The 1,063-nt window shown below is 34.3% G+C and carries 1 protein-coding gene; it reads left to right on the forward strand.

Annotation, left to right across the window (positions count from 1 at the left end; translation table 11 throughout):
* Positions 1–93: 93 nt before the first annotated feature.
* Positions 94–855 carry a hypothetical protein gene (locus ACE01N_RS20470; protein WP_380592938.1) on the forward strand — a complete coding sequence of 254 codons (762 nt, stop codon included), beginning with the start codon at positions 94–96 and terminating at the stop codon, positions 853–855.
* Positions 856–1,063 lie beyond the last annotated feature (208 nt).

A 1,063-nucleotide genomic window follows, 5' to 3' on the forward strand; every position in this document is an offset into this window, starting at 1 on the left:
GTATGCCGTCGTTTTCGGCTTGACAGTCTCCACTTCGTGGGACCGTCAACCGCACGACACCATACCGCGGGAACGTTGCCCACAATTATAAAAATGAAAGACACGAATAAAGAAATTGTAATAAGTACAGCCAAATCAATATTCGGAGTTATCCCATATGGAGGCGCATTACTTGATGAGTTATTTTTTGAATACAATGGCAGAATTAAGCAAAATCGTTTAAACCATTTTATTGAAATTTTGGTAGAGTTTTTTACCGAAGATGCAAATGTCAAAATAGAGAACATAAAAACTGAAAATTTCAATGACCTATTTGAATCAGTGTTAAGAAGAGTTGTCCAGACAAAATCTGATTTAAAACTTATACGTTTTAAAGACATTTTGCTCAAAGAACTAGAAAATCCAACTGAACAAACAGAATTAATTGACCTATATTTAGATTTAATAACTACACTTTCAGAAGAAGAACTTATTATACTCTATCACCATAGGGAATTTGATACAAAATATGACGCTGAAAGAAAAAATTTAGATCAGCTTACAGCTAAATTAGCTACAGTCAAGAAAAAAATGGATCAAGAAACTATAATAGTAATCGAATCAAAATATAAAAAGGAATTTGACAGTTTATCCTTGGAAATAAAGCAAATTAAAACAAAACATACGGAATTAGACAAATATAGGAAATCGGATTTCTACAATATTGATAACCAGAAATTTGGCTTTTATAAACAAAGACTTTACTCTAAAGGACTGCTAATAGACTGGGGAATTGGAAGGATTGATACAGATCCTTTTGAAATGATGAGCATAACTCAGTTTGGGATAGAATTTATCGAGTTTATAAAAAAATGATAAAGATTAACTGTGGGCAACACGCGGTCATAGTGCATGCGGTATTATTTTAACCTGCAAACCCACATTCCGTATGCCGTCGTTCTCGGCTTGACAGTCTCCACTTCGTGGGACAGTCAACCGCACGACACCATACCGCGGGAACGTTAGCACACATTTAAATGAGGAAGATTCTTTACATATTGACAATTTTTCTTTTAGCCTGTGG

Source organism: Quyinboa ferrireducens, from assembly GCF_042436675.1.
Lineage (GTDB): Bacteria > Bacteroidota > Bacteroidia > Bacteroidales > UBA5342 > JBHJHP01.